The following is an 18,977-nucleotide window of genomic DNA, read 5'->3' as shown; positions in this document are numbered from 1 at the left end:
GCGAGGTCCGTATGCTCAATCGCTATTACCGGGATGAGCTCAATTTCCTGAAACGCCAGGGGCGGGACTTCGCCGAAGCCAACCCCGGCCTGAGCCGCTTCCTCTCCGAGCGCAGCACCGACCCGGACGTGGAACGCCTGCTCGAGGGCTTCGCCTTCCTCACCGGGCGCATGCGCGAGAAGGTGGAAGACGAGTTCCCGGAACTGACCCACTCGCTGATCAACATGCTGTGGCCCAACTACCTGCGTCCGGTGCCCAGCATGACCCTGGTGCAGTTCCAGCCGATCTGGCACGCGCTGAGCGCCAGCCAGCGCATCGCCGCGGGCACCGCCCTGGCCAGCCAGCCGGTGGATGGCACCCCCTGCCGCTTCCACACCTGCCACGAGGTGGCGCTCTATCCCCTGGAACATGCCGGGGTCACCGCCCAGCACTCCCGGGAGGCCTCCATCGTCGAGCTGGCCCTGGACGTGCATAGCGACCAGCCCCTGGACGAGCTGGGTATCGAGGCACTGCGCCTGCACCTGGGCGGCGACGGCTATACCGCCCGCACCCTCTACCTGTGGCTCAACCACTACCTGGCGCGTATCGAGCTGGAGGTGGATGGCGACACCCAGCGACTGCCGGTCGGCACCCTCAAACCGGTGGGCTTCGAGCGCGAGCATGCCCTGCTGCCCTACCCACGCAATGTCCATCAGGGCTATCGCATCCTGCAGGAGTACCTGTGCTTCCCCGAGGCCTTCCAGTTCGTGGAGCTCGAGGCCCTGGGGCGTCGGCTCCCGCCGCGCCAGGCCCGGCGCCTGACCCTGCGCTTCGTCTTCTCGCGGACCCTGCCGGCGGACGCCAAGGTGCACGACGAGCACCTGGCGCTCTACTGCACCCCGGCCATCAACCTCTTCACCCACGATGCCGACCCCATCGACCTGAGCGGCGAGCGCAGCGAATACCGCATCCACCCCAGCAGCCGCCATCCCGATCACTACGAGGTGTTCAGCGTCGACGCGGTGCAGGGCTGGCTGGAGAGCGCTTCCGGCAAGATCCGCGGCAAGCCCCGCGACTATGTGCCCTTCGAGAGCTTCCAGCACCAGATCGAGCGCGACCGTCAGCGGGAGTCCCTCTACTATCGAGTGCGGGTCCGCGACAGCCTGCGCGGTGATGGCTTCGACCATGACATCGCCTTCGTGCGTGGCGACGAACGGGCCTGCCTGGGGCTGCGCGAGACCCTGTCGCTGCGCCTCACCTGCAGCAATCGGGCCCTGCCGGAGCGACTCACCGTGGGCGATATCTGCGTCCCCACCGAGTCGAGCCCGGCCTATGCCGACTTCCGCAACCTGACCCGGCCGACGCCGACGCTGCGCCCGACCCTGGACGGCAGCCTGCTGTGGACGCTGATCTCCAACCTGTCGCTCAACTACCTGTCGCTGTTGGAGCGCGACGCCCTCAGCTCGGTGCTGCGCGCCTATGACTTCCGTGCCCTGGTCGACCGCCAGGCGGAACGGGTCTCCCAGCAGCGCCTGGCCGGCATCGCCGCCATCGAGACCCGGCCCATCGACCGCCTGGAGCGGGGCCTGCCGGTGCGCGGCCTGCGCTCGACCATGACCCTCGAGCAGTCGGCCTTCGGCGACGAAGGCAGCCTCTACCTGTTCGGCAGCGTGCTGTCGCACTTCTTCTCCCTGTACGCCAGCATCAACTCCTTCCACGAGTTGCATGTCATCAACCGTCACAACCGAGAGCGCTACGCATGGACCTTGCGGCCGGGCCAGCAGCCCCTGATGTAGCGCTCCGGCCCCTGCTCGACGGGGCCCGGCGCTACGACTTCTTCCAGCTCGTCGAACTCCTGCATCGCTACCACGGGGATGACCTCGAGGCGCGCCAGGAGGTCCCGGGGCATGAGCGGGTGCGCTTCCACGCCTCGGCTTCCCTGGGCTTTCCCGGCAGCGACGTGATCGAGCTGGCGCCGCGGCCGCGCGACGGCTACGCCTTGGAGGTCAGTTTCTTCGGCCTGCAGGGCGCCCAGTCGCCGCTGCCCGGCTACTACCTGGAGGCCCTGGCCCACGGCCGCGCCCACCGCGAAGGCACCGCCGGCGACTTCCTCGACTTCTTCAACCACCGCCTGCTGACCCTGATGCACCGGGCCTGGCGCAAGTATCGCCACTACGCCCGCTACCAGGACAACGCCAGGGATGGCTTCTCGGCGGCGATCTTCGCCCTAGTGGGCCTGGCCGACGATGACTTGCGCGGCGAGACACCCATCAACTGGAGCAAGATGCTGGCCTATGCCGGCCTGCTGGCCGGGCGCTCTCGCTCGCCGGAGGTGGTCGGCGGCATCGTCTCCCATTGCTTCGACCTGGACGAGGTGCATATCGAGCAATGGGTGCACCGCTGGGTGGCGATCCCCGAGGACCAGCGCAGCCGCACCGGGCTCGGCAACATGTCCCTGGGCCAGGACCTGATCGCCGGCGAGCGGGTCGCCGACGTGGGGGGCAAGTTCGTCCTCTGCCTGCGCGGCCTCAGCCTGGCGCGCTTCCGCGATTTCCTGCCCGATGGCCGCGAGCATGCCGCCCTCAAGACCCTGATGGCCTTCGTGCTGCGCGAGCCCCTGGCCTACGACCTGGAGCTCGAACTGCTGGAGAGCGCCGTGCTGCCCATGCGCCTCGGCGAGGCCGGCAGCTGCCAGCTCGGCTGGACCACCTTCGTCAACCCCGATGCCCGGGGCGCCGGCCGGCGCCGCCGGGTCCGCATTCAGATGACAGGGTAATGCCCATGCACGCCTCCCCCCATCACGATGCCATCACCCTGGTTGTCACCAACAGCGAACGCCTTGAGGGGCGTTCCACCAGCAGCCATGTGTTCGCCGCGGCCGGTGGCACCATAGGCAGCGGCGGCGGCGACGACTGGCTGCTGCAGGATCATGCCGGGCGCATTCGCTCCAATCACGCCGAAATTCGCCGCATCGATGGGCGCTTCTGCCTGATCGATAGCTGCGGCCACACCTTCGTCAACCAGGCCACCCTGCCCCTGGGGCGCGGCCGACGCGCCGCCCTGCGCGACGGCGACGCACTGCGCCTGGGTGACTACTGCCTGCGGGTGCACCTGGGTGACCGCCAGCAGGGCACCCCGGGCAGCCAGCCGCTGAGCCAACTGATCGACGAGGAGCCCGAGGCGCTGGAGGGCGATGGCCTGCCGGCGACCCTCTCCCCGCTGGGCGCCCAGGCGAGCCGAGGCCCCGATCAGGAGGATCCCCTGGCGGCCCTGGGCGGCGTCAGCCCCGGCGCCGGCCAGCAGGACCCCATGCTGGCGCTGACCGAGCCCGAGGCCCTGACCACCGACGACGACCTCCTGGCCACGCCCGGGAGTCGCGGTTACAGCCCCCCACCACGGCACGCCACGGCCGTGGACATGCCGACGATTCGCACCAACGAGGACCTGATCATGGATGAACGGCTACTGAATGACCTGGAGCGCTCGGTGGGCGAGCAGCTTGAGGATCGCTGGCACAAGCCCCAGGCCGCCGCCACCGGCCATGTGGGCGCCGACCCCCTGCTGCGCGGCCTGGGCGCGCAACTGCCGCTGCGCGACAGCGAGGAGCAGCAGGCCTTCCTCGCCGAGGCCGGCCAGACCCTGCGCGCCGCCCTCGAGGGGCTGATGGCCCTGCAGCGCGTCCAGGACGACAGCCGCTACCCGCTGCGCGACCGCCGCCTGCAACCCATCGAGGACAACCCCCTGCGCCTGGGCCAGGCCTACCCGGAGACCCTCACTACCCTGTTCGCCGCCGACCGCAGCCCGGTACATCTTTCCCCGCCTGCCGCCGTGGCCGAGTGCCTGGCCCACCAGGGACAGCACCAGCAGGCCGTGGAGGAGGCCATCGAGCAGGCCCTCGGCGCCATCCTCGATGCCTTCGCCCCCGAGGCGCTGCTGCGCCGCTTCCATGCCTATCGCGGCGCCGGTAACCGCCTCGAGGACGAGGGCGGCTGGGCCTGGGAGATGTATCGCCACTACTACCGGGAGCTCAACTCCGGGCGCCAGCGGGGCTTCCAGAAGCTGTTCTGGGAGGTCTTCGAGCAGGCCTACGATCACTCGGTGCGCCGCCAGCAGCGGGAGGACGCATGAAGCGACTGCTCGTCTCCGCTCTCGCCCTGCTGCTGATCGCCGGCCTGCTGGGTGGCTGCGCCTCGACCCGGGAAGCCGCCGGCAAGACCTGGCAGGTGATGCGTGATCCCTCGATCCCGGTGGGCTATCCGGAGGATCGCCCGACCCGCATCGACCTGGCGATGGTTGCCGAGCCCGACGTCAACCCCAACCGCGAGGGCGAGGGCGCGCCGCTGCGCTTCCAGGTCCTGCAGCTCAAGGACGACTCCATGCTGATGGCCGCGGACCTCGACCAGCTGCGCGACGATCTCGAGGGCGCCCTGGGCACCAACTACCTGAGCCATGACGACTTCACCCTGCTGCCCGGCCAGTGGAAGTTCTACGAGCCCTTCGAGGTGGATCCCGAGACCCGCTACCTGGGCATCATCGCCTTCTATGGCGATGCCGAGGAGGCGGAATGGAAGAAGGTGGTGCGGGTGCGCTCCCGCGGCGAACACCACCACCTGCTGGTCCACCTGCGCGCCCACGAAGTCGAACTGAGGAAGGAAGGCTGATGGCCAGTCGCAACCGCGTGGTATGGAGCGAGGGGCTGTTTATCAAGCCCCAGCACTTCCAGCAGCAGCAGCGTAGCCTGGAGGGGTTGATCGATGCCCGCCTGGAGGGCATCGGCCAGCACCCCTACGGTTTCCTCTCCCTGGAACTCAACGTCGAATACCTGAGCTTCGGGCGCATCGCCCTGAGTCGCGCCAGCGGGGTGATGCCGGACGGCACCGCCTTCCGCCTGCCCGACGACGATATCGAGCCTCCCCCCCTGGAGATCGACGATGCCGCCATTGCCAACCAGGTGGTCTACCTGGGCCTGCCGCTGGCCACCGATGCGGTGGCCGAGGTGCGCTGGCCCGGCGACGACCTGCCGGCGCGCTTTCGCCTGGAACCCCGCGGGGTGCGTGACCTGCACTCTCGGGAGGGCGATACCACCGACCTGGAACTGGCCCGGGTGGCGCCCCGACTGCTGCTGGAGAACGAGGATCGCAGCGCCTACGCCTGCCTGGCGGTGGCGCGCATCCACGAGCGTCGTCCCGACGGCAGCCTGGTGCTGGACGAGCAGTTCCTGCCGACCCTGCTCAATGTCCAGGCGGCCCCCCGGCTGGGGCGCTTCCTCGGCGAGATGGCCGGGCTGATGCGCGAGCGTGCCCGCAATATCGCCCAGCGCCTGGCCTCGCCCCAGCAGAGCGGCGTGGCGGACGTGGCCGACTTCATGCTGCTCCAGCAGCTCAACCGTGCCCAGCCGCGCTTCGCCCACCTGGCGCGCCTCGGCCGGCTGCACCCGGAGCGCCTCTACGCCGAGATGCTGGAGACCGCCAGCGAGCTGGTCACCTTCACCGACGAGTCGCGGCTGCCGCCGGAGTTCCCGGCCTACGACCATGACCATCCGGAGCGCGCCTTCCGGCCGTTGATGCAGAGCCTGCGCCAGTCTCTCTCCACGGTGCTGGAGCCGCGCGCCATGGCCATCCAGCTGCAGGCCCGCCGCTATGGCCTGTTGGTGGCCCCGTTGGCCGACCCCGGGCTGATCGAGAACGCCGATTTCATCCTCGCGGTGCGCGCCGATATGCCCCACGAGCGGCTGCGCAAGCTGTTCCTGCAGCAGACCAAGGTGGCCAGCGTCGAGCGCATCCGCGACCTCATCAGCCTGCAGCTACCGGGGATTCCCCTGGAACCGCTGCCGGTGGCCCCCCGCGAGCTGCCCTACCACGCCGGCTACAGCTACTTCCGCCTCGACCGCAGCGGCCAGGCCTGGAGCATGCTGGAGGGCGCCAGCGGCTTCGCCTTCCATGTGGCCGGCGACTTCCCGGGGCTGGAACTGCAATTCTGGGCGATCAGGAGCTAAGCCATGAACGAGCTAGTGCGCCGTCGCGACGGCATCGAGGACGCGGAATTTTCCGAGGTCGGCCGCCACGAGGATCGCATCGACGACCGCGGCCTCGAGCACCTGATCCATAGCCACGCCGAGCACCTGGACGCCGACGAGGCGTTCTGGTTCCGGCTGCGCGGCTACAACCTCAACCCCCTGGTGGATGCCGCCAGCGGCCTGTTGGGCATGGTACTGCGGGTCCGCCAGTTGGAGGCCCTGGACGATATCGAGCGCCTCTACCGCCAGGTGGTGGACGAGATCGCCGCCATCGAGATCGAACTCACCGAGCAGGGCTACGACCGCCCCACCCTGCTGGCCTACCGCTACGTGCTCTGCTCCTTTATCGACGAGGCGGTGATGGGCACCCCCTGGGGGCGCCAGAGCGTCTGGGCCGAGCACTCCCTGCTGACCCGCTTCCACAACGAGACCTGGGGCGGCGAGAAGGTCTTTTCGATCCTCGCCCGCCTGCAGCAGGAGCCGCGCCGCTACCGGGACATCCTGGCCTTTATCTACCTCTGCCTGTGCCTCGGCTTCGAGGGACGCTACCACGTCATTCCCCAGGCCCGCGACGAATACGAGCAGGTGGTACGCGCCCTCGGCGACCTGCTGGCCTCCCTGGAGACGCCCCCCGAGGACGAGCTGACCCGCCCCCTCGACAACGTCATGGGCGGTGGCCGCCGCCACGGCCAGGGCCTGCCGGTGTGGGCCCTCTTCACCCTCTTCGCCGGCGCCATGGTGGCGACCTATGCGGGCCTGGCCTGGTCGCTGGACCAGCAGGCCCTCCAGGTCACCGGCCTGCTCGATCAGATCTTTCGATAGGAGATAGCATGCTCAGGGTAGAGCTTCCGGCCCTTATCGGCCGCCTCAACGCCATCGCCCGCCAGGGCCTCGAACAGGCCGCCGCGCTATGCGCCGAACAGCAGGCCCCGGAGGTCACCGCCGGCCACCTGCTGCAGGCGCTGATCGACCAGCCGCTGTGCGACCTGCGCTGCCTGCTCGAGGCCGCGGGGATCGACGCCGCCGGGCTGCGCGCCCGCCTCGCCGAGGAGGGCCGCCCGGCCCAGGACCTGCGGGTCACCACGCCGAGCTTCTCGCCGCTGCTGGTGGAACTGCTCCAGGACGCCTGGCTGCTGGCCACCACCGAGTTCCGCCACGACGCCCTGCGCAGCGGCATGATCTTCACCGCCCTGCTGCACGACGCCCCCCGTTACCTGGGGCCCGGCGGCGTCGCCCTGCTGGCCGACATCAACCGCGAGGCGCTGCGTCGCGACTTCGACCGCCTCACCGCCGACTCCGCCGAGGCGCCGAGCCCCGAGGTGGCGGCGACCCCGCGCCACGCGGCCCCGGGCGGCGAGGCCGACGGGGCCCTGGCGCGCTTCGCCAGCTCGCTCACCGAGCAGGCCCGGCGCGGCGAGCTCGACCCGGTGTTGGGCCGCGACCCGGAGATCGACCAGATGCTCGATATCCTCGGTCGCCGGCGCAAGAACAACCCCATCGTCATCGGCGACGCCGGGGTCGGCAAGAGCGCCGTGGTCGAGGGGCTGGCCGCACGCATCGTCGAGGGCCGGGTGCCCGGCGCCCTGGCCGGGGTCGAGCTGCTAGCCCTGGACATCGGCGCCCTGCAGGCCGGCGCCGCGGTCAAGGGCGAGTTCGAGAAGCGCCTCAAGGCGGTGATCGAAGAGGTCAAGGCCGCGCCGCGGCCCATCCTGCTGTTTATCGACGAGGCCCACACCCTGATCGGTGCCGGCAACGCCGAGGGCGGCAGCGACGCCGCCAACCTGCTCAAGCCGGCCCTGGCCCGGGGCGAGCTGCGCACCATCGCCGCCACCACCTGGCGCGAATACAAGAAGTACTTCGAGAAGGACCCCGCCCTGTCGCGGCGCTTCCAGCCGGTCAGCCTGGCCGAGCCCAGCACCGCCCAGGCGCTGGTGATCCTGCGCGGCCTGCGCGACACCTACGAGGCCGCCCATGGCGTGCTGATCGGCGACAGCGGCCTGCGCGCCGCCGCCGAGCTCTCGGCCCGCTACCTGGCCGGCCGCCAGCTGCCCGACAAGGCCATCGATGTCCTGGACACCGCCTGCACCCGCCTGGCCCAGGCCCTGGACACCCCGCCGCGGCGCCTCAGCCACCTCAAGAGCGAGCACCTGGCGGCGCTGCGCGAGCGCGACCAGCTCGACCGCGAGCGGCAACTGGGGCGTACCCCGGACGCCGCCCTGGTCGACGAGCTGACCAGCCGACTGGTCCGCCTCGACGACGAGCTGGCCGGCCTGGAGGCCGCCTGGGAAGCCCAGCGCCAGGGCGTCGACGCCATCCTCGCCCTGCACCGCCGCCTGCTCGAGGACGCCACCCCGGAGGCAGAGCGCGCGGCGGACCGCGCCGAGCTGGCCGAGCGCGAGGCCGAGCTGGAGGCCCTGCAGCGGGAGTTCGCCCTGGTCAACGCCAGCGTCGAGGAGGCCCAGATCGCCCAGGTGATCGGCGACTGGACCGGCGTTCCGGTGGAGCGCATGACCCGCGATGCCCTGAGCCGACTCACCGAGCTGCCCGAGCACCTGGGCCGCGAGGTGCAGGGCCAGGCGCCGGCCATCGAGCGCATCCATCGCCACCTGCTCACCGCCCGCGCCGACCTGCGCCGTCCCGGCCGCCCCCTGGGCGCCTTCCTGCTGGTGGGCCCCAGCGGCGTCGGCAAGACCGAGACGGTGGTGCAGATCGCCGAGCAGCTCTACGGCGGCCGCCAGTTCCTCACCACCATCAACATGTCCGAGTACCAGGAGAAGCACACCGTCTCGCGGCTGATCGGCTCGCCGCCCGGCTACGTGGGCTTCGGCGAGGGCGGCCTGCTCACCGAGGCGATCCGCCAGCGCCCCTACTCGGTGGTGCTGCTCGACGAGGTGGAGAAGGCCCACCCCGACGTGCTCAACCTCTTCTACCAGGCCTTCGACAAGGGCGAGCTGGCCGACGGCGAGGGGCGCCTGATCGACTGCAAGAACGTGCTCTTCTTCCTCACCTCCAACCTCGGCTATGAGGCCATCGTCGCCCATGCCGACGCCCCCGAGGCCCTGGACGAGGCGCTCTACCCGGTGCTCGCGGACTTCTTCCGCCCGGCCTTGCTGGCGCGCATGGAGGTGGTGCCCTACCGGCCCCTGGACGACGCCACCCTGGATGCCATCGTCGCCGCCAAGCTGGCGAGCCTGGCCGGGCGCCTCGCCGCCCGCCATCGCCAGGCCGAGGTGGTGCTGGACGAGGCCCTGGCGATGGCGATCCGTGCCCGGGCCACCCGCAGCGAGAACGGCGCGCGCATGCTGGAGTCGGTGATCGACGGCGAGCTGCTGCCGCCGCTCTCCCGCGCCCTGCTCGAGCGCCTGGCCCGCCAGGAGCCGATCTCCCGGGTGGTGCTGGGCGTCGATGGCGCCGGCGACTTCACCGCGGAGGTGGCCTGAGCCATGGCGTGTCGGGAGCGAGACTTGGGCGGCATGGCCCTGGCGCTAACCCTGGTGGAGAGCGAGGCCCCCCCGGCCCTGCGCCGGCGGGCCCGGGAGGTGCTCGGCCACTGCCAGTCCACGGCCTGGGTCGACTGCCTCTACCTGGCGGAGAACGGCCGCCGGCTGGCTGGCGACGACAGCGACTGGCGCCTGGCCTGCGACGACTTCCGTCACCCCTATGCCCATGCCATCCGCCGCGGCGAGCCGCTGCGCCTGGCCCTGGGCGAGGCCCGCTCGCGCCTCGACCACCCGGACTTCCAGGCCCAGGTGGCCGGGCTCTCCCATGAGTGGCACCTGGAGGTGCGTCCCCTGCGCGCCGCAGATGGCCGGCGCGAGTGGCTGGGCGCCCTGGCCCTGGCGGATGCCCCCGAGCGCCTCGAGGCGCTGCTCGCCGACCCCGGCTTCGCCGCCTTCGAGGCCCTGCTGTGCCGGCTCTGGGCGCGCCTGGCCCGCCACCAGGGCGAGCGCGACCGCCAGGCGCGGCTGCGTGACTCCCTGACCCAGCTCAGCGACGGCGCCCGCCGCCGGGCCCTGGCCGAGCGCCTCGGTGAGGACCTGCTGGGGACCTCCGCGGCCAGCCTGGCGCTGCGCGACCAGGTGGTGCGCGCCGCCGAGACCAGCCTGGCGGTGCTGCTGCAGGGCGAGACCGGCACCGGGAAAGACCGGGTGGCACGGGCAATCCACCGCCTCTCGGCTCGTCGTGATGGCCCCTTCCTGGCCATCAACTGCGCCGCCATCCCCGAATCGCTGCTCGAGGCGGAACTCTTCGGTCACACCAGGGGCGCCTTCTCCGGCGCCGACCAGGCCCGGGAGGGACTGATCGGCCAGGCCGACGGCGGCACCCTCTTCCTCGACGAGATCGGCGACATGCCGCTGCCGCTCCAGGCCAAGCTGCTGCGGGTCCTGGAGAGCGGCCGCTATCGCCCCCTGGGCGCCGACGAGGAGCGCCAGGCCGACCTGCGGCTGATCGCCGCCACCCACCAGCCGCTGCGCGAGCGCATTCGCGACCGCGGTTTCCGTGCCGACCTCTACTACCGGCTCGGCCAGTTCCCCCTGGCGCTGCCGCCGCTGGCGGCGCGTCGCGAGGATATCCCCCTGCTGGTGGAGGCCTTTATCGCCGACTTCTGCGCCCGTGAGGGGCGCCCGGAGATGGGCATCACCTCCGCGGCCCTGCGCCTGCTGCGTGAGCGGGACTACCCCGGCAACGTGCGCGAGCTCAAGAACCTGATCGACTACGCCTGTGCCATGACCCGTCCCGGGGCGGACATCGGCCCCTCGGCGCTGCCTGGCGTCGACGCCGGCACCCTGGCGCCGGCCTCCCGTGCCGCGGCCAACGAGCTCGACCTCTATGCCATCGACGACCTGCGTCAGGCGATGCGTCACTTCGAGGCCACCCTGATCCGCCAGCGGCTGGCCCGCTTCGACGGCAACCGCGCCCGGGCCGCCGAGAGCCTGGGGCTGCCCAAGCGCACCCTGGCCCATAAGTGTCAACGGCTGGAGCTGGATACCCCATGACGAGACCGTTCGCCTACCCCCTGCCGTTACTGATCCTGGCCTGGCTGGCCGGGCCGCCGGCCCAGGCCGACGAGGCCGCGCGCCTGGCCGAGGCCCGGCAATGCGCCACCCTCGATTCCCGGCTCGAGCGCCTGCACTGCTATGACGCCCTCTTCCAGGGCACCCCGGCCCCCAGCGCCGACGACGAGTTGCCGGCGCTGTGGCAGGCGGTGCTCGACCAGGAGGCGCGCCGTGACGACGACGCCTTCGGCCTGCTCGCCGGCGTCAGCGGCGACGAAGTGCTGCTGACCGCCCCGGCCCTGGGCCGGGTCCCGCCGCGGCCGGTGCTGGTGATCAGTTGCCAGGAGTGGATCACCCGCTTCCAGTTGCACCTGCCCGAGGCCCTCGACGCGCCCCGGGTGGAGCTGCGCCTGCGGGGCGATCGGGGCGATCTGACCCAGACCTGGCGCATCCGCGGCGGCGGCCATGTGGTCAGCGGCGGACGCGGTTTGCCCGCCATCGATACCCTGCGCCGGCTGCTGGATAGCGAGACCCTGAGCCTGACCAGCGAGCGGGAGGCCCTGGACGGGTTGCGCTTCGAGCTGGGCGACCTGCGCGAGCAGATCCAGCCCCTGCGCGATGCCTGTCGCTGGTAAGGAGCCAAGCATGCGAATCACCGACCGAAGCCACCTCGAGCCCCTGCTGGCGCCCCTGGCGACCCGCCCCGAGGCGCCGCCCCTGGACGAGCTGGCCGACTTCGCCTGGCTCGACGAGGAGATGATGAAGATCGGCTCGCTGCAGCACGGCGAGATGGACTGGGCCGGCGCCGAGGCCCGGGCCGCCCGCCTGCTCGCCGAGGCGGGCAAGGACCTGCGGGTGCTCGGCCACCTGCTGCACTGCCTGCAGCACGACGCCAGCCCGCGGCGCTTCACCCTCTCCCTGGAGCTGCTGGCCGGCAGCCTGGCGGCCTGGTGGGAGAGCGCCGCCCCCTATGCCGGCCCCCGCGGCGCCCGGGCCCGTCCCAAGCTGTTCGCTCAGTTCACCCAGCGGGCGGTCAAGCTCGCCGGTGGCCTGCGCTTCACCCAGGCCGCCCAGCACGACGAGGCCCTCACCGCCCTGGCCGCCCTGCACGACGCCGCCGCGGCCCGGGAACTGCCGCTGGGCGCCCTGGAGGAGCTGCAACGGGAGCTGCAGCGGCTGGCCCCCGGCCAGTCGGCCGATCAGGGCGAGGCGGCCAAGCCGGCCGGTGCCGGGACGGCCGCACCCGCGGCGGCCCCGCCCCCCGCGGCCCCCGAGGCACGCCTGGAGGCGGGCAACGAGCGCGGCAACCGCCAGGCCCTGCTGGCCATGGCCGACTTTCTCAACGACCAGGTCCCCGACGAGGCCTTGGGTTACCGGCTGCGTCGCCATGCCGTCTGGGGCTCGATTCAGTCGCTGCCCGCCGCCCGCGACGATGGCCGTACCGAGCTGGCACCCATCGCCGCGGACCGGGCGGCCGACTACCGGGAGGCCCTGGCCCGCGGCGGCGACGCCGCCCTGTGGCGGCGCATCGAGACCAGCCTGGCGCTGAGCCCCTACTGGCTGGAGGGGCACCGCCTCAGCGCCGGGCTGGCGGAGCGCCTCGGCCATCCGCGCTGCGCCGAGGCGATTCGCGACGAGGCGGCGCGTTTCGTGGCCCGCCTGCCGGGCCTGGAGGCGCTGCGCTTCAACGACGGCAGCCCCTTCGTCGACGACGACACCCGGCGCTGGTTGCAGCCGGCGGCCGCGCCGGCCATGGCCGGTGGCGGTGCCGGGGGCGATCCCTGGCAGGCCGGCCTCGAGGAGGCCCGCGAGCGCCTCGCCGAGGGCGACCTGGCGGCGGCCCTGGCCGGCCTCGACCAGGGTCTGGCGGCGGCGCAGGCACCCCGGGACGCGGCTTACTGGCGCCTGGCCAGCGCCGACCTGCTTCACGAGGCGGGGCTCGCCGCCCTGGCCAGCCAACACTATCGGGCCGTCCAGCAGAGCATCGCCGGGATCGGCCTGGAGGCCTGGGAGCCGGCGCTGCTGGCGCGGCTCGAGGAGGCACTGCAATGACCAATGGCACCACCAAGCACATCGACAGGGACGAGGGTTAACGGCACATGTGGACAAGTGTGAAATCCAGGCTGAGTCGCGTCGTGCCCGGCATGGCCCGGGCCGAGGCCGGAGCAAAGCAGGCGAAGATGCACGGCAACCGGGCCAAGGGCCTGGGGCGCCTCGCCTTCGCCCTCTGGTGCCTGCTGGCGGTGATCGCCGCCGCGGCGATCTGGTGGCTGGGCCCGCTCTGGGAGGTCGGCGGCACCCGGCCCCTGGGCCCATGGCTGCACCGCCTGCTGGCGATCCTCGCCCTGGCCACCCTGCTGGCGGTGGTCTGGGGGATCCGCCTGGCCCGCCGCCTGCGCCGGCTGGACGCCGAGCGCCAGGAGGCCGAGCGCCTGCAGAGCGATCCCATCGCCGGCGAGGTACGCCGCCAGGAGGAGACCCTGGACGCCACCCTGGCGGAGCTGGTGGATAGCCTCGGTGGCGGCCCCGGGGCCCGCTACCGCCTGCCCTGGTACCTGGTGATGGGGGTCGAGAACGCCGGCAAGACCAGCCTGATCAACCGCTCCGGCCAGGAGTTCGCCCTGACCCGGGTGATGAAGGCCGCCGGCCACCGCAAGGGCAACCGCTTCGGCTTCGACTGGTGGATCGGCGACAAGGCGGTGCTGATCGATCCGGACGGCGAGCTGCTCACCCAGGGCGCCCTGGAGAGCGGCGAGCCGGTGGAGCTGCAGCAGCGCCTGTGGGATCACTTCGTCGCCTGGCTGGAGCACCACCGCGCCCGCCGCCCCCTGGACGGGGTGGTGCTGGTCCTCGACCTGGCGCGCCTCAGCGACGCCCGGGTGGCGGTGCGCAAGGCCTACGCCGCCCTGCTGCGGGCCCGCCTGCGCGAGCTGATGGAGCGCCACGGCGCCCGCCTGCCGGTCTATGTCACCTTCAGCAAGATGGACCTGCTGCACGGCTTCGACGACTTCTTCCGCCACTACTCGCGGCAGGCGCGCCGCGCGCCCCTGGGTTTCACCTTCAGCGCCGCGAGCCTCGACACCCCGGATCGCTGGGCCGAAGAGTTCGCCGAGGCCTTCGACGCCCTGCTCGAGCGCCTCAACCGCAGCCTGCCGACCCTGCTCAGCGAGTGCCGCGACCGCGAGGAGCGCGAATCGGTGTTCCGTTTCGTGCGCCAGCTGGCGGGGCTGCGCGACGTCCTGCTGGGCTTCCTCAAGGAGGCCCTCTCCAGCGACCGCTTCTCCACCGCCGCCATGGTGCGCGGCACCTACTTCACCTCGGTCTACCAGCAGGGCGTGCCGGAGGACCCCTTCGTCGACGCCGCCGCCCGACGCTACGGCATGAGCGATGCGGTCCAGCCCGCCCACCGCGCCACGCGTAGCGCCCTCTACTTTACCGAGGAGCTGTTCGAGCGGGTGATCTACCCGGAGGCCGGGCTGGCCGGCGACAACGCCCGGGCCGCCCGGCGGCGGCGCCAGGCCTACCGCCTCAGCCTGCTCGCCTGCCTGTTCGGCGGCGCCGTGCTGGTGGGAGGCTGGAGCCACTTCTATCAGAAGAACACCCAGGCCCTGGCAGCGGTGGAGGAGCGGGCCGAGGCGTTCCTCGCCACCCAGCCCCATGAGCTGCGCCGTGACGACCCCACCGGCTATGCGCTGCTGGAGCCGCTGGATCGCCTGCGCGAGGCGACCCAGACCTTCGGTGGCATTCAGCCCCACCTGCCCTGGCTGGCCGATATGGGCCTCTACCAGGGCCACAAGGTGGGACGCGTCGTGGATGACGCCTACCGCGCCGTGCTTGAGCACTATTTCCTGCCCTCGCTGATGGTCGGCATCATGGACGACATGAACCGCGCCGAGCCGGGCAGCAATGAGCAACTGGCCCTGCTGCGCCAGTTGCGCATGCTCTCCGATGCCAGCGGCCGCCAACCCGAGCGAGTGCACGATTTCATGGCGCGCCGTTGGCAAGGCGACTTCCCCCAGCGCGGCAGCGTACAGCGCCGCCTCCTCGATCACCTCGACTACGCCCTGGCCCATACCGACCTGGTAGGCCATGCCGCCGCCGGCGATCATGACGCCCAACTGGCCATGGCGCCCTTCGGGGGCAGCCTCCAGGCCGCCCAGCGAGTGCTCTCCGAGCTGCCCATGGACGAGCGGGTCTATGCCACCCTCAAGGCCGGCAGTGACCGGCGTAGCGCGGCGACCCTGGACCTGCGCCAGGGGGTCGGCCCCTCATTCAGCGCCGTCTTCATGGCTCGCGACGACGACAACGATGCCTTGCGCATCCCCAGCCTGGTGACCCGGGGCGGCTTCGAGGGCTACTTCCTGAACGAGCTGGAACAGGCCACCGAGCTGGCGCTGATCGACCTCTGGGTGCTCGGCCAGCGTGACGACATCGACTTCAGCGAGGCCGATCGCGCCCAGCTTCAGGATGCCCTGCGCCAACGTTATATCAGCGACTATCACGTTACCTGGCGGGAGGCCCTGGCGCGCATCGAGCTGGTGCCGCTGCCCGACCTGCACCAGGCGGTGGTGGTCACTGACACCCTACTCGGCGCCAGCCGGCCGCTGGACCGGCTGCTCGGCGAGGTGGCACGGCAGACCCGCCTCTACCCGGAACTACCGGAAGACGACGAGGCCGCCCGCCAGGCCCTGGAGCGCTCGCCCCGCTACCGCCTGGCCGGCGATATCGAACGCCACTTCGTGCCCCTCAACGGCCTGCTCGAGGCGCGCGGCGACAACCCCGCCGACCTCACCGAGATCAAGGGCGCCGTCGGAGAGCTGCGCGACTACCTGCGCCAAGTCCAGGGCGCCAGCGACCCGGGCCGCGCGGCCTTCGTCACGGTCCGCGACCGCCTGGTGCTGAGCGGCGGCGACCCCATCCATACCCTGCGGCGCCTGGCCGAGGAGACCCCGGCCCCGGTGGGGCCGATGCTCGAGAGCCTGGCCGACCAGAGCTGGCGGCTGCTGATGACCAGTGCCATCCGCCATATGGAGCACCAGTGGCTCGATGAGGTGGTCGCCCCCTATCGGGAGCGCCTGGCGGGCCGCTACCCACTGGCCCGGGACGCCTCCCGCGAGGTGGCCCTGAATGACTTCGAGGCCTTCTTTGCCCCCGGCGGCATCCTCGACGGCTTCTATCAGGACAACCTGCAACCCTTTATCGAGGCCGCCCCGGAGCAGCTCGAGGACGCCGAGGGCAACTCCCTGATCCGCCCCGCGGTACTCACCGCCGTGCGCCAGGGAGCGCGCATCCGCGAGGCCTACTTCGGCCGCGACGGTGCCCTCGACGTGGAGTTCAGCCTGGAGCCCCTGAGCCTCAGCCCCGACAAGCGGCGCAGCGTGATCAGCGTCGACGGCCAACTGATCGACTATGCCCACAGCGGTGGCGGTCGCGTCGCGATGATCTGGCCCAATGCCCTGCGCGGCGACACCGAGAGCCGGGTGACCCTGGTGCCCAGCGAAGTCAATCGCTCGCCGCGCAGCCTGACCCGTAACGGTGCCTGGGCCTGGTTCCGGCTGCTCGACCAGGCGCAGGTCACCGGCACCGGCGAGCGCGAGCTGGAGCTGCGCTTCCGGGTCGATGGCGGCACCATGAGCTACCGCCTGCATGCCAACGGCGGCCGCAACCCCTTCATCCGGCCGCCGGCCGCCGGCTTCCGACTGCCCACCGCCCTCTATGCCGAAGGAGGCCCCGATGCTGACGACGCTTAAGCGCTGGCTGGGCCGCGGCAGCGCGGTGGCGGCTCCCGAGTCACCGCCTGAGGCTCATCATGAGGCCGTCGGTGGGGGCCTGGTGACCGCCCGGGCCGAGGAACTCGAGACCTTTCTCGAGGCGGTCCGCCGCGCCGATTCCCGGGGGCACGCCCCCTGGGTGCTGCGCGACGAGGCCCACCTGGTCACCCTGCGCCGCGCCCTGGAGTTCACCCTGCATCGCGGTCGCTGGCTGCAGCGGGAAGGCGAGGCCGTCGCCCACTGGCAGGGACGCCTGCTGGCCTTCCGCCATGGCGAGGGGCCGCCGCTGGGCATGCTGCTGGCGGTACGCCCCGACGAGGAGGCGGCCTGGCAGTTGCGCTTCTTCTTTATCGACCCCCAGTGGCAGGGCAGCGGTCACGGTGCCCGCCTGCTGCTGGCCGCCCGTCGCGAGCTGGACGGCACGCCGCTGCACTGCCGCCTGCCGCTGGCCTGTGGCGCCGCCGTGACTAGCCTGGAGCGCGCCGGCTTCCGGCGCATGCAGGTAGATGCCACCGAGGTAGCCAGCTTCGAAGCCCCCGCCGAATGGCATTGACGCCACCCAAGAGAGGAGACAAGGACGCATGGGACGCATATTCGTACTCGTCGGCGATATCGGCACCGACCATGAGGGGTTTCCGCCGACTCCGGTGATCGCCGGCAGCCCCACGGTCATCATGGATGGCAAGCCGATGGCTCGCCAGGATGATCCCCTGGTCCCCCACGCCAAGCCCGGCAGCCCGCCCCACCCGCGCGTCATCGCCGAGGGCTCGGGGACCATTCTGATCGACGGCAAGCCCGCCGCCCTCACCGGTCACGCCGTGGACTGCGGCGGCGTGGTGATCGGCTCCGCCAGCGGGGAGGGCAGCTAAGATGGCCGATGCCACCGGACTCCAGTTCACCCTGAGCCTCGCCGGCATCCCCGGCCTGGCGGTGGTCGACTTCACCCATCGCGAGGCGCTCTCCGCCCCCTTCACCCTGACGCTTACCGTGGCCAGCCGCGACCCCGACCTCGGCCCCGCCGACGTGCTCGAGCGCAACGCCACCCTGGTCGTCTGGGAGGACGGCGAGCCGCTGCGCCACCTCCACGGCGTGGTCAGCGAGTTCGGCCGCGGCGACCGCGGCCACCGCCGCACCTTCTACACCCTGGTCATCCGCCCGGCGCTGTGGCGCCTCGACCTGCGCCACAACGCGCGGATCTTCCAGGACGTCCCGCCCCAGGACATCCTCGCCACCCTGTGCGCCGAGCGCGGCCTGACCGACGTGGCCTTCGCCCTGACCCGCGAGCCCGAGGCGCGCGAGTACTGCGTGCAGTACCGCGAGAGCGACCTGGCCTTCGTCGAGCGCCTGGCCGCCGAGGAGGGGCTGGTCTACTTCCATGAGTTCGAGCCCGCGGTCGGCGGCACCCACCGGCTGATCTTCGCCGACGCGCCGACGCTGCTGCCCCACCTGGGCGCGCGCACCTATCATGGCCGTGCCGGCGGCACCCCGCCGCGCCGCCATGTGCGCAAGCTCACCCAGGTCTCGCGGGTGCGCCCGGCGGCGGTGACCCTCAAGGACTACACCTTCAAGCAGCCGGCTTATGACCAGCGCCACGAGCACCCGGCACCGGACCTCGGCGAGCACGCCCAGCGCGACGACTACGAGCACTACGACTACCCGGGCCGCTACAAGGCCGCGGCCTCCGGGGTGCCCTTCACCCGGGTGCGCCTGGAGGCGCTGCGCGCCGAGGCCAACACCGCCCAGGCCGAGAGCGACCTGCCGGAGCTGGCCCCGGGCTCTCGCTTCACCCTCACCGATCACGATATCGCCGCCCTCAACCGCGACTGGCAGGTGATCGCGGTGGTGCACCATGGCGAGCAGCCCCAGGCCCTGGAAGAGGATGGCGGCGACGGTCGCACCCGCTATTTCAACGAGCTGGTACTGGCCCCCGCCGACCGCGCCTGGCGCCCCGCGCCGCCCGTCCGGCCGCGGGTCGATGGCCCCCAGGTGGCCTTCGTGGTCGGCCCCGAGGGCGAGGAGATTCACTGCGACGAACACGGCCGGGTCAAGGTGCAGTTCCCCTGGGACCGCTACGCCGAGCCCGACGACACCGCCAGTTGCTGGATTCGGGTCAGCCAGGACTGGGCCGGCGGCGGCTACGGCAGTATGGCCATCCCGCGTATCGGCCACGAGGTGGTGGTCTCCTTCCTCGAGGGCGACCCGGACCAGCCGCTT

14 protein-coding genes are annotated in these 18,977 nt (G+C 71.7%); all 14 read left to right on the top strand.

Features of this window, described 5'->3' with window-relative positions; all coding sequences use genetic code 11:
* Positions 1-11: 11 nt before the first annotated feature.
* Positions 12-1,775 (top strand): type VI secretion system baseplate subunit TssF, encoded by a 1,764-nt coding sequence (tssF, locus tag HPA02_RS10840; RefSeq protein ID WP_146803214.1) that lies wholly within the window; start codon positions 12-14, stop codon positions 1,773-1,775.
* Complete coding sequence (gene tssG, locus HPA02_RS10835) at positions 1,739-2,755, top strand: type VI secretion system baseplate subunit TssG (protein WP_146803213.1); 1,017 nt, start codon at positions 1,739-1,741, stop codon at positions 2,753-2,755. Before tssF ends, tssG begins: the two co-directional genes overlap by 37 nt.
* 5 nt (positions 2,756-2,760) lie before the next feature.
* Positions 2,761-4,107, top strand: a complete 1,347-nt coding sequence (gene tagH, locus HPA02_RS10830; RefSeq protein ID WP_146803212.1) for a type VI secretion system-associated FHA domain protein TagH — start codon at positions 2,761-2,763, stop codon at positions 4,105-4,107.
* Positions 4,104-4,640, top strand: coding sequence for a type VI secretion system lipoprotein TssJ (gene tssJ / locus HPA02_RS10825; protein WP_146803211.1), 537 nt, complete (start codon positions 4,104-4,106; stop codon positions 4,638-4,640). The genes tagH and tssJ overlap by 4 nt, the downstream gene beginning before the upstream one ends.
* The gene (tssK, locus tag HPA02_RS10820) at positions 4,640-5,974 is read left to right on the top strand and encodes a type VI secretion system baseplate subunit TssK (RefSeq protein ID WP_146803210.1); all 1,335 of its coding nucleotides are present in this window, start codon (positions 4,640-4,642) and stop codon (positions 5,972-5,974) included. Before tssJ ends, tssK begins: the two co-directional genes overlap by 1 nt.
* 3 nt (positions 5,975-5,977) lie before the next feature.
* The gene (gene icmH / locus HPA02_RS10815) at positions 5,978-6,817 is read left to right on the top strand and encodes a type IVB secretion system protein IcmH/DotU (RefSeq protein WP_146803209.1); all 840 of its coding nucleotides are present in this window, start codon (positions 5,978-5,980) and stop codon (positions 6,815-6,817) included.
* 8 nt (positions 6,818-6,825) lie between these two features.
* The gene (tssH, locus tag HPA02_RS10810) at positions 6,826-9,435 is read left to right on the top strand and encodes a type VI secretion system ATPase TssH (protein WP_146803208.1); all 2,610 of its coding nucleotides are present in this window, start codon (positions 6,826-6,828) and stop codon (positions 9,433-9,435) included.
* Positions 9,436-9,468: 33 nt separating this feature from the next.
* A complete protein-coding gene (locus HPA02_RS10805; protein ID WP_232341089.1) occupies positions 9,469-10,992 on the top strand; it encodes a sigma-54 interaction domain-containing protein in 1,524 nt (507 codons plus the stop codon).
* Positions 10,989-11,627 (top strand): type VI secretion system-associated protein VasI, encoded by a 639-nt coding sequence (gene vasI, locus HPA02_RS10800; protein ID WP_146803206.1) that lies wholly within the window; start codon positions 10,989-10,991, stop codon positions 11,625-11,627. Before HPA02_RS10805 ends, vasI begins: the two co-directional genes overlap by 4 nt.
* A 10-nt stretch (positions 11,628-11,637) precedes the next feature.
* On the top strand, positions 11,638-13,044 hold the full coding sequence (gene tssA / locus HPA02_RS10795; RefSeq protein WP_146803205.1) for a type VI secretion system protein TssA: 1,407 nt from the start codon (positions 11,638-11,640) through the stop codon (positions 13,042-13,044).
* A gap of 59 nt (positions 13,045-13,103) precedes the next feature.
* On the top strand, positions 13,104-16,742 hold the full coding sequence (gene tssM / locus HPA02_RS10790) for a type VI secretion system membrane subunit TssM (protein WP_244945910.1): 3,639 nt from the start codon (positions 13,104-13,106) through the stop codon (positions 16,740-16,742).
* Positions 16,726-17,316 carry a GNAT family N-acetyltransferase gene (locus tag HPA02_RS10785; RefSeq protein WP_146803203.1) on the top strand — a complete coding sequence of 197 codons (591 nt, stop codon included), beginning with the start codon at positions 16,726-16,728 and terminating at the stop codon, positions 17,314-17,316. Before tssM ends, HPA02_RS10785 begins: the two co-directional genes overlap by 17 nt.
* A 28-nt stretch (positions 17,317-17,344) precedes the next feature.
* Positions 17,345-17,632, top strand: coding sequence for a type VI secretion system PAAR protein (locus HPA02_RS10780; protein WP_146803202.1), 288 nt, complete (start codon positions 17,345-17,347; stop codon positions 17,630-17,632).
* Between the two features lies 1 nt (position 17,633).
* A partial coding sequence (gene tssI, locus HPA02_RS10775) for a type VI secretion system tip protein TssI/VgrG (RefSeq protein ID WP_146803201.1) occupies positions 17,634-18,977 on the top strand: 1,344 nt, incomplete at its 3' end.

The sequence above is a fragment of the Bisbaumannia pacifica genome (genome assembly GCF_007989625.1).
Classification (GTDB): domain Bacteria; phylum Pseudomonadota; class Gammaproteobacteria; order Pseudomonadales; family Halomonadaceae; genus Bisbaumannia; species Bisbaumannia pacifica.
The sequence above is the reverse complement of the archived record's forward strand: the minus strand, read 5'-3'. Positions and strand labels throughout refer to the sequence as shown.

Excerpts from the sequence above, each read along its gene's own strand:
- tssF (WP_146803214.1), top strand. The coding sequence starts at position 12 with ATGCTCAATCGCTATTACCGGGATGAGCTCAATTTCCTGAAACGCCAG.
- tssG (WP_146803213.1), top strand. The coding sequence starts at position 1,739 with ATGGACCTTGCGGCCGGGCCAGCAGCCCCTGATGTAGCGCTCCGGCCC.
- tagH (WP_146803212.1), top strand. The coding sequence starts at position 2,761 with ATGCACGCCTCCCCCCATCACGATGCCATCACCCTGGTTGTCACCAAC.
- tssJ (WP_146803211.1), top strand. The coding sequence starts at position 4,104 with ATGAAGCGACTGCTCGTCTCCGCTCTCGCCCTGCTGCTGATCGCCGGC.
- tssK (WP_146803210.1), top strand. The coding sequence starts at position 4,640 with ATGGCCAGTCGCAACCGCGTGGTATGGAGCGAGGGGCTGTTTATCAAG.
- icmH (WP_146803209.1), top strand. The coding sequence starts at position 5,978 with ATGAACGAGCTAGTGCGCCGTCGCGACGGCATCGAGGACGCGGAATTT.
- tssH (WP_146803208.1), top strand. The coding sequence starts at position 6,826 with ATGCTCAGGGTAGAGCTTCCGGCCCTTATCGGCCGCCTCAACGCCATC.
- HPA02_RS10805 (WP_232341089.1), top strand. The coding sequence starts at position 9,469 with ATGGCCCTGGCGCTAACCCTGGTGGAGAGCGAGGCCCCCCCGGCCCTG.
- vasI (WP_146803206.1), top strand. The coding sequence starts at position 10,989 with ATGACGAGACCGTTCGCCTACCCCCTGCCGTTACTGATCCTGGCCTGG.
- tssA (WP_146803205.1), top strand. The coding sequence starts at position 11,638 with ATGCGAATCACCGACCGAAGCCACCTCGAGCCCCTGCTGGCGCCCCTG.
- HPA02_RS10785 (WP_146803203.1), top strand. The coding sequence starts at position 16,726 with ATGCTGACGACGCTTAAGCGCTGGCTGGGCCGCGGCAGCGCGGTGGCG.
- HPA02_RS10780 (WP_146803202.1), top strand. The coding sequence starts at position 17,345 with ATGGGACGCATATTCGTACTCGTCGGCGATATCGGCACCGACCATGAG.